Source organism: Pseudoalteromonas sp. CH_XMU1449-3 (assembly GCF_037027245.1).
GTDB classification, from domain to species: domain Bacteria; phylum Pseudomonadota; class Gammaproteobacteria; order Enterobacterales; family Alteromonadaceae; genus Pseudoalteromonas; species Pseudoalteromonas shioyasakiensis.
In genome coordinates this window covers 116,506-129,401 of the sequence record NZ_JAYMDY010000011.1, presented here as the reverse complement: position 1 = coordinate 129,401, position 12,896 = coordinate 116,506, and the positions used below count along the sequence as shown (strand labels likewise).

Here is a 12,896-nt window from a genome sequence, read left to right as displayed (position 1 = left end):
ATTTATTGATAAGTGACAGCCATGCGAGTTCCACATATTTACCAACCTTCAGCGATTTCTTTAAACACCCCAGTAGCACTTGATGATGATGCAGCAGGTCATGTTGGCCGTGTATTGCGTATGCAAGTCGGTGATAAGGTTTCGATTTTTAATGGTGAAGGAGGTGAATACCTCAGTGAAATTATTGAAGTCAGCAAAAAAAATGTCGTCGTTGAGCCTCAGGAATTTGTTGATCATGATGTTGAATCGCCTTTAAAAATTCACTTGGGCCAAGGCATTTCTCGTGGCGATAAAATGGATTTCACTATTCAAAAATCTGTTGAACTGGGTATCACAGAAATCACCCCAATTTTTAGCCAACGTTGTGGCGTAAAACTAAGCGGCGATCGCCTTTCTAAAAAACATCAACAATGGCAAAAAATTGCAATTGCCGCTGCAGAGCAATCAGGCCGTAATTTTGTGCCTGTTGTACACCCTCCTATCGATATAAAAGAGTGGCTAGAACAAGCAAGTGAGGCGATTAAACTTACTTTGCACCCACGTGCTGAGCACAGTATTAAAACTATTCAAGTACCAAACGAAGGAGTGCGCTTTTTAGTCGGCCCAGAAGGTGGATTTACCGATGCAGAAATTGACATTGCTAAACAGCAAAACTTTGTTGATATTCGCTTAGGCCCACGTGTTCTAAGAACAGAAACAGCCGCTCTGACGGTATTGAGCGCTTTACAATTACAGTTTGGCGATTTAGCGAATTGAAAACCGTAAAAATACCCATATATCAAAGTAACAAAACATAGTATGGCATACGATTCTAAGGCAAAAATATGGCAATTAAGCTAGGCATAATCTCTGATCCAATTAGTGGCTTTAATATTAAAAAAGACACTGGCTTTGCAATGATGATGGAAGCGCAAAAGCGCGGTTACGAAATTTACTACATGGAAATGGATGACCTTTCTCTACGTCAAGGTCAAGGCTTTGCAACAGCCGCCAAAGCCCGTGTGTTTGATGATGTAAATCACTGGTATGAATTAGAAGAAAAAGCCACCATTGCTTTAGCAGATTTAGACGTTATTTTAATGCGTAAAGATCCGCCTTTTGATACTGAGTACATCTACGCTACCTATATTTTAGAGCGTGCTGAGCAAGCTGGCACGCTTATAATCAATAAGCCGCAAAGCTTACGCGATGCTAACGAAAAGCTATTCACAGCTTGGTTTAGCGAACATACGCCAGATACTTTAGTAACACGTAGCCAAGCAGACATTCGTGCATTTTTAGCTGAGCATAAAGATATTATTTTAAAACCGCTAGATGGTATGGGTGGTGCATCTATCTTTAGAGTTAAAGAAGATGATGCCAATATTGGTGTGATCTGCGAAACGCTAACCGAACATGGTAGTCGTTTTGCAATGGCACAAAACTATATTCCTGAAATCAAGCAAGGCGATAAACGCGTACTTGTGGTTGATGGTGAAGTAATGCCGTATTGCCTAGCTCGTATCCCACAAAATGGCGAAACGCGCGGTAACTTGGCAGCAGGTGGTAGAGGTGAAGCACGCCCGATTAGCGATTCAGACCGTAAAATTGCAGAGGCTGTAGCACCTACGCTGAAAGAAAAAGGCCTTATTTTTGTTGGTCTAGATATCATTGGCGACCGTTTAACTGAAATCAATGTCACTGCGCCAACGTGTGTAAAAGAGATTGAAGCCGCTTATGACATTTCAATCACTGGTCACTTATTTGATGCCATTGAAAGAAAACTGAGCCATACTTAAATTAAACAACAAAAGGGGCGACCTATGCAGTCATTAGAGAATCACTTCTTAATCGCAATGCCGAGCATGCAAGACCCTTTTTTTAAGCGTGCTGTCACTTACATTTGTGAGCACAATCAAGATGGTGCGATGGGCTTGGTAATTAACCAGCCTATCAATATCACCGTGGGCGAGCTACTCGATAAAATCGAAATTGATAACGACAAAAGCAAGCAAGCTGCAGGTTTAGCTGTGTACGCAGGCGGACCTGTAAAAACCGATCGCGGATTTGTTTTGCACTCACCAAAACCAGGTTATGCAGCGAGTCAAAAACTTAGTAGTGATATTATGATCACCACTTCAAAAGATGTGTTAGCAAGCCTGACTACGAGTGAAGCACCTGAACAATTTATTATCACACTGGGTTATGCTGGTTGGGATCAAGGACAGCTAGAGCAAGAACTGCTAGAGAATTCATGGTTAATTATCAAAGCAGATCCTGAGATCATCTTTAACACACCCGTTGAAAAACGCTGGGAAAAAGCCGTTTCTATGCTGGGTTTTGATATCGGGCAATTAAGCTCTGAAGCTGGCCACGCCTAACATTTATAAATTTTAAGACTATGACAAAACGAACTTTTAAGCCACTCGGTGAACGCACCGTAATGGGTTTTGACTTTGGCACCAAAAGTATTGGTATTGCCATTGGTCAAGAACTCACTGGAACAGCATCAAGCTTACAAGCTGTAAAAGCGAGAGATGGGATCCCTGATTGGCAACTTATTAAAAAACAGGTGGATGAGTGGCAACCAGATTTAATGGTGGTTGGTTTACCGCTTAATATGGACGGCACCAATCAAGAAGTTACCTTTAAAGCCAAGAAGTTCGCTAACCGCTTACATAACCACTTTGCTATACCGGTTGAAACGCAGGACGAACGACTAACAACAGCAGATGCCAAAGCCCGTTTATTTGAACAAGGTGGCTACCGAAACCTTGGTAAAGGTAATGTTGATAATATGTCAGCGGTGATCATCTTAGAAAGCTTTTTTGAGCAGTTTTATGGCGACTAAGGCGCTTTATTAATCACCGTATAGTTGTTTAAATCTGGAATGAAGCCTGCCTCTCGGTAGGCTTTTTCAATTGCGCCTGTTTTACGAAGCTGCGCAAGCCCTTTTTGAATTGCAACAAAGGCCGCTTTTCCATCGGGGTGACTCTTCGAAATAATAAAATGACGGCTATCATTAAGCTGGAGCACTAGGTTTGGCACAGCTACCAGTTCAATGTTTTCTAATGTGTAGCGATTATTGAGGCTAGGCATTAAGGGCATCATCATAAAATCAACCCACTGCATCGATACAGTGCGGACTTGCCCAAGCCACTCATCTTCTCTGAGCAACTCTTTTAAGGGCAGAGCAGATAACGTTTGCCAATCGGTTTGCCAGCGTGGCGTTGACACTGCGGTTAATTGTTTAAAGTCAGCAAGCTGTTTTACTTGCTGCACTTTCTTATTGTTCGGTGAAGTAAATATGCCCGCGTAATACTCACCATTTCGAATCACAGGGTCAGAGATATATACCGACTCAACTAGCTGCTTTGCATCAACAGACCAAACACTATCGAAGCTTAATAGTAGCTGGCCATCTTCTAACAGCTTGGTATTGCGATAATTAACATTACCTTTGTGATAACGAAATGGCTTGGTAAAACCGCCTAAACTCAGTGCTTGTTGAGCTATGATCATATCGACCACATCACGGCGAATGTAAGCACCACTGAAGTCTTTAACTTCAAGAGGTTTGCGACCATTCAAAAAGCGACTGTAATCGTCATAAACATCATCGCGAATAAAAATAACCACACTTTTATTATCATTGCCATATACCTGAAAGGTACTCAGCAATAAAAATAACCAACCGATTAAATTTACTCGCAAACACATTTATTCGTCACTCTTTCCATCAAGACCATCGATAGTCACGCCTTGTAAGAAGCCCGCACCACTTTGTTCATTGTTTTGCAGCTTAATCATTAGGCGTAAGTCATTTGGCGAGTCAGCATGGTGTAACGCATCAGCGTAGTTAATACGGCGCTGTTTATAAAGCTCAAATAAGGCTTGATCAAAGGTTTGCATGCCCATTTCTTTCGATTTAGCCATGGTTTCTTTGATAGAGCCAATATCACCACGCTTGATGAGCTCTGCCACCATAGGTGAATTAAGCAAAATCTCGATAGCAGCAACACGCCCTTCCCCATCGGAAGTTGGCACCAACTGCTGCGCAACAATGGCGCGAAGGTTAAGTGCTAAGTCGTACTTTAACTTATCGTGCTTTTCTTTTGGTACTAAGTGCATGATACGGTCAATGGCTTGGTTGGCATTATTCGCATGCAGTGTCGCCACACACAAGTGACCCGTTTCGGCAAAGCTGAGTGCGTATTCCATGGTTTCTTGTGAACGGATCTCACCAATTAAGATCACATCAGGTGCTTGACGTAACGAGCTTTTTAGAGCTGATTCAAAGCTTTCAGTATCCAAACCAACTTCACGTTGGGTAATGATGCTTTTACGATGCTCGTGAACAAATTCGATAGGATCTTCAATGGTAAGAATATGACCACGCTGATTGCGGTTACGATAACCTAACAGCGCAGCAAGCGAGGTTGACTTACCTGTGCCGGTACCACCTACAAACAGCACTAAACCACGTTTTGCCATAATCACGTCTGTTAATGTTGATGGCAAACCTAGTTCGTTGACATCTGGGATTTGCGTTACGATACGGCGAATAACCATACCCGCTCTATCACGCTGCCAAAAAGCAGAAACACGGAAACGGCCTTCATCAGTTGCAATTGCAAAGTTACACTCTTTACTGTCATGAAATTCTTTGCGCTGTTTGTCGTTCATTGCTGACTCGACCAAAGCAAGTGAATCCTCATCAGAGAGTTTTTCATCGCTTAAAGGTATTAATTCACCGTTTACTTTTGCACTGACAGGCAGCTGGCTCGAAACAAACAAGTCTGAGCCTTTTTTGTCGATCATAACTTGTAAAAAATGATTTAAAGGTAAAGACATTTTAAATAGCTCCGTTAACCACCAAATTGGGTTTTATCTTGCGCTTTAGCTCGCGCATCATTGGTTGTAATAATGCCGTAGTTAACTAAGTTTGCTAAACATTGATCCATGGTCTGCATACCATGCGATGCACCGGTTTGAATTGATGAATACATTTGTGCAATTTTATCTTCACGGATCAGATTTCGGATTGCAGGAATACCTATCATGATCTCGTGAGCTGCAACTCGGCCACCGCCCACTTTTTTAAGTAAAGTTTGCGAGATTACGGCACGTAATGATTCTGACAACATTGAACGTACCATGTCTTTTTCTTCACCTGGGAATACGTCAATGATACGGTCGATAGTTTTAGGTGCAGAGGTAGTATGCAAGGTACCAAACACCAAGTGACCTGTTTCTGCCGCAGTCATCGCTAAGCGAATTGTTTCAAGGTCACGCAGCTCACCCACTAAGATTACATCCGGATCTTCACGTAGTGCACTTCTAAGCGCATTAGAGAAGCTATGCGTATCGCGGTGTACTTCACGCTGGTTAATAAGGCTCAGCTTATTCTCGTGTACGAATTCGATTGGATCTTCGATAGTTAAAATATGGTGATGCTTATTTTGGTTAATATAATCAACCATCGCCGCTAATGTGGTTGATTTACCAGAACCCGTTGGCCCGGTGACTAGCACCAAACCACGTGGATTATCGGAAATAGTTTTAAAAATATCAGGCGCACCTAAATCATCCAGCGTTAAAACATCACTTGGGATAGTACGAAACACCGCCGCAGGGCCACGGTTTGAATTAAATGCGTTAACACGAAAACGCGCAAGGTTTGGTACTTCGAAAGAAAAATCCACTTCGAGATTTTGTTCGTAGTCCTTACGCTGATTATCGTTCATAATATCGTATACCAGACTATTTACATCTTTTTGTTCTAATGCTGGAATATTAATACGACGCACATCACCATCAACACGTATCATAGGTGATACGCCTGATGACAAGTGTAAATCCGAGGCTTTGTGTTGCACACTAAAGGCCAATAATTCGGTAATATCCATTTATGACTCCACAACCAACTGATAATTATATGGTTACAATAGCAGAACGACTTACATCCGCCTACGCAAGAATTGCTCAAGCTGCAAAAAATAATCACCGCGATGAGCAATCAATCAGCCTATTGGCTGTTTCAAAAACAAAACCTGCCGACGATATTATTGCTGCCTATGAGCATGGTCAACGCCAGTTTGGCGAATCATACGTTCAAGAAGCGGTAACAAAAGTTACAGCACTGGCAGATTATAAAGACATTGTTTGGCACTTTATCGGCCCTATTCAATCAAATAAAAGTGCCCAAGTAGCCACGCATTTTGATTGGGTGCAAAGCGTTGACCGCACTAAAATTGCAAAACGTCTTAATGAGCAACGACCAGCCGACAAAGCCCCGCTCAATGTATTAATTCAAGTTAATATTAGTTTAGAAGAGGCTAAGTCAGGCTGCCACCCAGACGAGCTAATGGCATTGGCCGAATTCGTCAATCAATGTCCTAATTTATGCCTGCGCGGTGTGATGGCGATTCCTGCCAAAACCGACGATGCCCAGCTACAATTACAATATTTTGAGCAATTAAGCGCTTGCTTTGATAAACTAAAGGCCCAATATCCCCAAGTAGACACCTTGTCGATGGGTATGAGTAACGATGTTGAAGCGGCGATTGCAGCAGGTTCAACCATGGTACGCATTGGCACGGATATATTTGGCCAACGAAATTAAAAGGTGATAACAGACATATGTCAGACAAAAAAATCGCATTTATAGGCACGGGTAACATGAGCTACGCCATCATTGGCGGCATGGTAAAGAACGGTTTTGCAGCAAAAAACATCATTGCAACCAATCGCAACCAAGAAAAATTAGCTAAGGTTGCTGCTGATTTCGGGGTGCAAACTACCGCGGATAACAACGCGGCACTTCGCGATGCAGATGTGATTGTCTTATCTGTTAAACCACAAATGATGGGCGATCTTTGCCAATCATTCCAAGATTCAGGCGTTGATTTTAGCGACAAGCTATTTATTTCTGTGGCCGCTGGCCTTACCGTTAGCCGTTTACGTGAAATGTTAGGTCAAGATGTGAAAATGGTACGTTGTATGCCAAACACACCATCATTACTAGGTCGTGGTGTTTCAGGTCTATACGGCGCGGATGAAACCGCTGAAGAGCACGAGTTTGTACAACAAGTTTTTGAGTGTACAGGCATTGTTGTTTGGGTTGAGCAAGAGTCACAAATCAACGACATCATTGCTGTTACAGGCTCATCACCTGCTTACTTCTTCTTATTTATGGAAGCTATTGAAGAAAAAGCAAAAGCACTTGGCTTTAGTGATGAAGATGCGCGCCGTTTAGTGCAACAAACCGCACTGGGTGCTGCCGAAATGGCTCTTTCGCAACCAGACATCAGTATTTCTCAGCTACGTGCAAACGTAACCTCTAAAGGGGGTACGACTCACGAAGCTGTTGAGCATCTTAAATCACAAGGTTTAGTCGGCACAGTTGCAGATGCAATGGATGCCTGTATTGCTCGCGCTGAAGCGATGGAAAAAGAACTTTAAGCTTACTTTTTGAAGGTAAAACTATGCAAGCCATGCACTTTTTAGTTGGGATTATTTTTGATCTCTTTTTAATGGTGGTCCTTTTACGCTTTTGGTTACAAGCGGCAAAAGCTGACTTTTACAATCCTATGAGCCAGTTTGTGGTGAAAGCCACTTCGTTCGCAGTGAACCCACTTCGTAAAATCATCCCAGGAGTGGGTGGCTTTGATATTGCCTCGTTAGTGCTTGCTTATTTAGTTGCTGTAGCAAAACTCAGTGTTATTTTTCTGATGTTTTATAACGCTTGGGCGCCAGGTCCGGTATTTATTCAAGCGTTAATTACGGTAGTTAAAGAAGGCCTAAACTTACTATTTTGGGTATTAATTATTCGTGCTTTACTGAGCTGGGTAAGCCAAGGCTACAACCCTATTGAGGCTGTATTCCACCAGCTGACTGAGCCGATGTTGCGCCCTATTCGTAAGATTATTCCACCACTAGGTGGTCTAGACCTATCAATCTTAGTGTTGATTATTGGTCTACAGTTTTTACAGTTTTTAGTAATGGATTTAATTGGCTAAGCGTTTAACGTTAAGCAGTAAGGGGCCGAAAGGCCTCTTTTGTTAAGTGAGATATACCATGAAGCAATTTATTTATTTTTCTTTGATTGTATTGAGTTTATTTACAACCTTTGCCAAAGCTGATGAACAAGCAGGCGCCCAGTACAAAGTTCTTGGCCCTTGGGAAGTTCATTACATTGCATTTCCATCGACTTTTATTCAGCCAAACATTGCTAAAAACTATGATTTAGAGCGTAGCCCTAGCAAAGGGATTATTAATATTTCGGTATTAAAAAACAGCGATAAAACAGCGCAGACTGCAACTTTAACTGGCACTGCACGTAACCTACTTGGTAATAAAAAACAGCTTACATTTAAAGAAGTTGTGGAAGGCGATGCGATTTATTACCTCGCGCAAATCGATTACAGCAACGAAGAAATTTACCGTTTTGATATCGAAATTAATCAAAATGGCAAACTACAAACGCTGAAGTTTCAGCAAAAATTTTACGTAGATTAATAGACCTATGAACAACACCTTGGTTTTAGCCACGGGTAACCCTGGCAAAGTAAAAGAGCTGGCTAGTATGCTCAGCCCACTTAATATTAACGTAGTTCCACAAAGCGATTTTCAAGTGCCAGACGTGCCAGAAACAGGCACCACATTTGTTGAAAACGCCATTATTAAAGCGCGCCATGCAGCAAAGATCACAGGCTTGCCTGCGATTGCTGATGACTCAGGTCTTGAAGTAGACGGTCTAAATGGTGCACCAGGTGTGTACTCTGCACGCTTTGCCGGTGCGGGTGCCAGCGATCAAGATAATATCGACAAGCTACTAAAAGAGCTTGCTGATAACCCAGTTCGCAGTGCGCGTTTTTGGTGTGTGTTAGTATTAATGCGCCACGCCGACGACCCTACACCACTTATTTGTAGTGCCAGTTGGGAAGGTGAAATCACCTATAGCCAAGATGGTCAGGGTGGTTTTGGTTATGATCCTGTTTTTTACGTACCGTCTGAGCAATGCACTAGCGCTCAGTTAACTAAGGAGCAAAAAAATGCCCTTAGCCATCGCGGCCAAGCTTTAAAACAATTACTTGCGCAATTGCAGCAAAAAGGCGGCCTGTGAGTTTACCGCCTTTAAGTTTATATGTGCACGTGCCTTGGTGCGTGCAAAAGTGCCCATACTGTGACTTTAATAGCCATGGCCAAAAAGGCACGATCCCCGAAAAAGAATACGTTCAGCATCTAATTGATGATCTCAAGGCCGATTTGCACTTAGTGCAAGGGCGTAAAATCCATAGCATCTTTATTGGCGGCGGCACCCCAAGCTTATTAACTGGTGACGCTTATACTCGCCTACTTGGTGAAGTCGACAGATTAATTGGCCTAACTGATGACTGTGAAATTACCCTAGAGGCAAACCCAGGTACCGTCGAAACAGGTCGCTTTAAAGAATATGTTGCCGCTGGCATCAATCGTATTTCGATTGGTGTGCAAAGCATGCAAAATGACAAGCTAAAAGCCCTTGGCCGTATTCATGGTGCTGATGAAGCAAGTTATGCGGCTAAACAGGCGCATCAAGCGGGGCTAAACAGCTTTAACCTTGATTTAATGCATGGCTTACCTGGGCAATCTGTTGCAGACGCCTTGGGTGACCTTGAAAAAATTATCGCCCTTAATCCACCTCATATCTCGTGGTATCAGCTAACAATTGAGCCAAATACTCAGTTTGCTTCTAAGCCACCGACCTTACCTCATGACGACACCCTTTGGGATATTCAAGAACAAGGTCAAGCGTTACTAGCCGCAGCAGGTTATGAGCAATACGAGATCTCAGGCTACGCGAAGCCCGGTTACCAATGCCGTCATAACTTGAATTATTGGCGATTTGGCGATTATCTCGGTATCGGCTGCGGTGCCCATGGTAAAATTACTGATGAAAATAAAGTCATCACCCGTACGGTGAAAGTAAAACACCCACGAGGTTATATGGATCTTGCCAAACCGTATTTATACGAACAATGGCAAGTAGCAGAAGACGACTTAGCTTTTGAATTCTTTATGAATCGTTTTCGTTTAGTCGAACCCTGCCCCAAAGCTGATTTACCTTTGCTTACAAGTTTGTCACTGCAAAGTCAGGAACAAGCCTTGACTGATGCAATTGCAAAAGGCTTACTAATTGATGATAAAGATAACTGGCAGGTAAGCCATAAAGGCCACCGCTTTTTAAATGACCTGCTAGAATTATTCGTTTAAGAATTATAATTAAATTTCTAACAACTACAAAGGAACGATAATGCGTAAACTGACCTTCATCGCTGCGGCGGTAAGTGTTGCATTACTTGGCGGCTGCCAACAAATGCAAGAGCAACCGAAGCCTGCACCAAGTGTACAAAGCCAACCTGTACAAAGTGAAATCGATAAAGCTAATGCCTTCTTCGAAGATACTTTTAACCGTGATGTAATGAAAAGCCCTATCTATCAAACATACATGGGCATCAAAAAAGATTACGACAAATGGGATGATGGCAGCGAAGAGCGCGTTTTAGAAGACTTTGAACAAACTAAAGCTGACCTAGTTGCGCTTAACGCAATTAACCGTGACCTATTAGATGACGCAACAAAAGTAAGCTATGACCTTAAAAAGCAAGATTTAGAAAACGAAATTGCTGATTTCAAATGGCGTCATTACAACTACCCTGTGAACCAAATGTTTGGTGTTCACTCGATGATCCCTGCGTTTTTAATCAACCAACATCAAATTGCCGATGTATCTGATGCTAAAGCGTATATCTCACGTTTAAATGGTGTTACAACGGTTATTGATCAACTAATCAAAGACCTTGAAGTACGTGCAGATAAAGGCATTATCGCGCCTAAGTTTGTTTTCCCACACGTGATTGATTCAAGCAATAATATCTTACGCGGCGCCCCATTCCATGACGGTGAAGACTCAACGTTACTAGCTGACTTTAAACGCAAAGTTAATGCGTTAGAGATTGCCGATAGCGAAAAATCAGCACTTATCAGCGATGCTGAAAAAGCCCTAAAAGCAGCAGTAAAACCTTCTTACACTAAGCTAATTAACTTCTTAGCTCAGTTAGAAAAACGCGCTGATGACCGCGATGGTGCTTGGAAATTCCCTGACGGTGAAGCGTTCTACAATAATGCTTTAGCACGTACCACAACGACTGATTTAACAGCAAAAGAAATCCACACAATCGGTTTAGCTGAAGTCGCGCGTATTCACGACGAAATGCGTGAAATTAAGGACAAAGTAGGCTTTAAAGGTGACCTTAAAGCATTCATGCAATTCATGAAAACTGATAAGCAGTTCTACTACCCTAACACAGCTGAAGGTAAACAACGTTACCTTGATGAGGCAACAGCGCTTATCGATAATATGAAATCTCGTCTAGACGAGCTATTCATTGTTAAGCCAAAAGCTGACCTTAAAGTTAAAGCTGTTGAAGCATTCCGTGAAAAAGCAGCTGGTAAAGCGTTCTACCAACAACCTGCGCCAGATGGTTCACGCCCAGGCATTTATTACGCAAACCTTTACGATATGGAAGCAATGCCAACATACCAGATGGAAGCACTTGCATACCACGAAGGTATTCCTGGTCACCACATGCAAATTGCTATCGCGCAAGAGCTTGAAGGCGTACCTAAGTTCCGTAAGTTTGGCGGCTATACAGCGTATGTTGAAGGTTGGGGTTTATACTCTGAGCTAGTACCAAAAGAAATGGGCTTATACGAAGACCCATATTCAGATTTTGGCCGTCTTGCGATGGAATTATGGCGTGCATGTCGCCTAGTAGTAGATACAGGTATCCATGCTATGAAGTGGACACGTCAAGAAGGTATCGACTACTACGTAAATAACACACCAAATGCGACGTCTGATGGCGTTAAAATGGTTGAGCGTCACATTGTAATGCCTTCACAAGCAACAGCATACAAAGTGGGTATGTTGAAAATTTTAGAGCTTCGTGAAGCGGCTAAAGAAAAACTAGGCGATAAATTCGATATTCGTGAATTCCACGATGTAGTACTTAAAAATGGTGCAGTACCGTTAAATGTACTAGAGAAGTTTGTTGACCAATGGGTTGCTAAGAAACAAGCAGCTTAACCAATAAAGACTTGAAAAAGGCCGCTCAGCGGCCTTTTTTATTTATTTAAACAACTAGTTGAGCTATAAATGTATAAATAATAAAAAACGAGTATTTCCATGCAAAGCGCGATTGAGCAATTGAACAGCCGACTTCAACATCATCAGTTAAAAGAACTCATTGCCGATTACCAAAGTTTATCGGGAGTTTTGCAAGCGGCACAATTACAACATATCTATCAATTAGCGTGCAGTAGTGAAGTTAAATACTTGTTTTTACAAAATGTGGCAGCGCATTTACTCGAAGCAAGCCCGCTGCCAAGTGAAGCTGTAGCCTTAATTGATGATATCGATAAACTGAGCTTTTTCACGCCTGGCCTTAAGTTTCAAAATGCTTTTTGTGTAACAGACAATCAGGGCAATACCTTACTACATCATTTATTTACGCAGTGTCAGGCTGATAACCTACCCTTTAATTACTTGCGTTCGTTAATGTTATTTGAAAGCAATGAAAGCTTAGGCATAGCATTAAAAACATTAAATAAGCAGCAGCTCACTCCTATTGGTTGCTTTATAGCGCTAAACAGCACGACTCAAATGCTAGCCAAACATGAGTTCTCTGCATTATTAGCCATGATGGAAGTCGACCAAAGCCACAGCCCTAGCGCAGTCAGCGCCTTGGTAAATACCCTTAAGCAATTTTATGGTGCCAATCAACCAACGAATAGCGACAGTAAAGTGCTGCTTTGCGCGGCCTATTTGCAAGTGCCAACGGCGCAGTTATTAAACGCGCTCAATCAATAAC

General features: G+C 42.3%; 15 protein-coding genes. 12 read left to right on the top strand and 3 right to left on the bottom strand.

The window, feature by feature from the left end; translation table 11 throughout:
* Window positions 1-21: 21 nt before the first annotated feature.
* The 4 genes from rsmE to ruvX all read left to right on the top strand — a co-directional run bounded on the left by rsmE (window position 22) and on the right by ruvX (window position 2,830).
* Window positions 22-756: a 16S rRNA (uracil(1498)-N(3))-methyltransferase gene (gene rsmE, locus WA256_RS14630; RefSeq protein WP_062566129.1), complete on the top strand. Its 735-nt coding sequence runs from the start codon at window positions 22-24 to the stop codon at window positions 754-756.
* Between the two features lie 68 nt (window positions 757-824).
* Window positions 825-1,778: a glutathione synthase gene (gene gshB / locus WA256_RS14625; protein ID WP_062566130.1), complete on the top strand. Its 954-nt coding sequence runs from the start codon at window positions 825-827 to the stop codon at window positions 1,776-1,778.
* A 24-nt stretch (window positions 1,779-1,802) separates the two neighbouring features.
* Window positions 1,803-2,360 (top strand): YqgE/AlgH family protein, encoded by a 558-nt coding sequence (locus WA256_RS14620; protein WP_054562737.1) that lies wholly within the window; start codon window positions 1,803-1,805, stop codon window positions 2,358-2,360.
* Between the two features lie 20 nt (window positions 2,361-2,380).
* Window positions 2,381-2,830 (top strand): Holliday junction resolvase RuvX, encoded by a 450-nt coding sequence (gene ruvX, locus WA256_RS14615; protein WP_054562738.1) that lies wholly within the window; start codon window positions 2,381-2,383, stop codon window positions 2,828-2,830.
* On the opposite strand, the gene WA256_RS14610 is transcribed toward ruvX, so the two are convergent.
* Genes WA256_RS14610 through WA256_RS14600 form a run of 3 tightly spaced genes read right to left on the bottom strand, consistent with a single transcriptional unit; the run spans window position 2,827 to window position 5,888 of the window.
* Window positions 2,827-3,699 carry a hypothetical protein gene (locus tag WA256_RS14610; RefSeq protein ID WP_244269404.1) on the bottom strand — a complete coding sequence of 291 codons (873 nt, stop codon included), beginning with the start codon at window positions 3,697-3,699 and terminating at the stop codon, window positions 2,827-2,829. The two genes, ruvX and WA256_RS14610, sit on opposite strands and share 4 nt — an antisense overlap.
* Entirely contained in the window at window positions 3,700-4,833 is a 1,134-nt protein-coding gene (locus WA256_RS14605; protein ID WP_054562739.1) for a PilT/PilU family type 4a pilus ATPase, read from the bottom strand.
* A 14-nt stretch (window positions 4,834-4,847) separates the two neighbouring features.
* On the bottom strand, window positions 4,848-5,888 hold the full coding sequence (locus tag WA256_RS14600; protein WP_054562740.1) for a type IV pilus twitching motility protein PilT: 1,041 nt from the start codon (window positions 5,886-5,888) through the stop codon (window positions 4,848-4,850).
* Between the two features lie 2 nt (window positions 5,889-5,890).
* Between WA256_RS14600 and WA256_RS14595 the strand changes: the two genes are divergently transcribed.
* The 8 genes from WA256_RS14595 to WA256_RS14560 all read left to right on the top strand — a co-directional run bounded on the left by WA256_RS14595 (window position 5,891) and on the right by WA256_RS14560 (window position 12,895).
* Window positions 5,891-6,604: a YggS family pyridoxal phosphate-dependent enzyme gene (locus WA256_RS14595; RefSeq protein WP_175078648.1), complete on the top strand. Its 714-nt coding sequence runs from the start codon at window positions 5,891-5,893 to the stop codon at window positions 6,602-6,604.
* 17 nt (window positions 6,605-6,621) lie between these two features.
* Window positions 6,622-7,443 carry a pyrroline-5-carboxylate reductase gene (gene proC, locus WA256_RS14590; protein WP_054562742.1) on the top strand — a complete coding sequence of 274 codons (822 nt, stop codon included), beginning with the start codon at window positions 6,622-6,624 and terminating at the stop codon, window positions 7,441-7,443.
* A 23-nt stretch (window positions 7,444-7,466) separates the two neighbouring features.
* Window positions 7,467-8,000 carry a YggT family protein gene (locus WA256_RS14585; RefSeq protein ID WP_058586592.1) on the top strand — a complete coding sequence of 178 codons (534 nt, stop codon included), beginning with the start codon at window positions 7,467-7,469 and terminating at the stop codon, window positions 7,998-8,000.
* 58 nt (window positions 8,001-8,058) lie between these two features.
* Entirely contained in the window at window positions 8,059-8,499 is a 441-nt protein-coding gene (locus tag WA256_RS14580) for a DUF4426 domain-containing protein (RefSeq protein ID WP_054552668.1), read from the top strand.
* Between the two features lie 7 nt (window positions 8,500-8,506).
* Entirely contained in the window at window positions 8,507-9,106 is a 600-nt protein-coding gene (locus WA256_RS14575) for an XTP/dITP diphosphatase (RefSeq protein ID WP_055021188.1), read from the top strand.
* Complete coding sequence (hemW, locus tag WA256_RS14570) at window positions 9,103-10,236, top strand: radical SAM family heme chaperone HemW (RefSeq protein WP_335992497.1); 1,134 nt, start codon at window positions 9,103-9,105, stop codon at window positions 10,234-10,236. The genes WA256_RS14575 and hemW overlap by 4 nt, the downstream gene beginning before the upstream one ends.
* Window positions 10,237-10,276: 40 nt before the next feature.
* The gene (locus WA256_RS14565) at window positions 10,277-12,112 is read left to right on the top strand and encodes a DUF885 domain-containing protein (RefSeq protein ID WP_062566135.1); all 1,836 of its coding nucleotides are present in this window, start codon (window positions 10,277-10,279) and stop codon (window positions 12,110-12,112) included.
* A 99-nt stretch (window positions 12,113-12,211) separates the two neighbouring features.
* The gene (locus WA256_RS14560; protein WP_335992496.1) at window positions 12,212-12,895 is read left to right on the top strand and encodes a hypothetical protein; all 684 of its coding nucleotides are present in this window, start codon (window positions 12,212-12,214) and stop codon (window positions 12,893-12,895) included.
* The last annotated feature ends 1 nt before the right edge of the window (window position 12,896 follow it).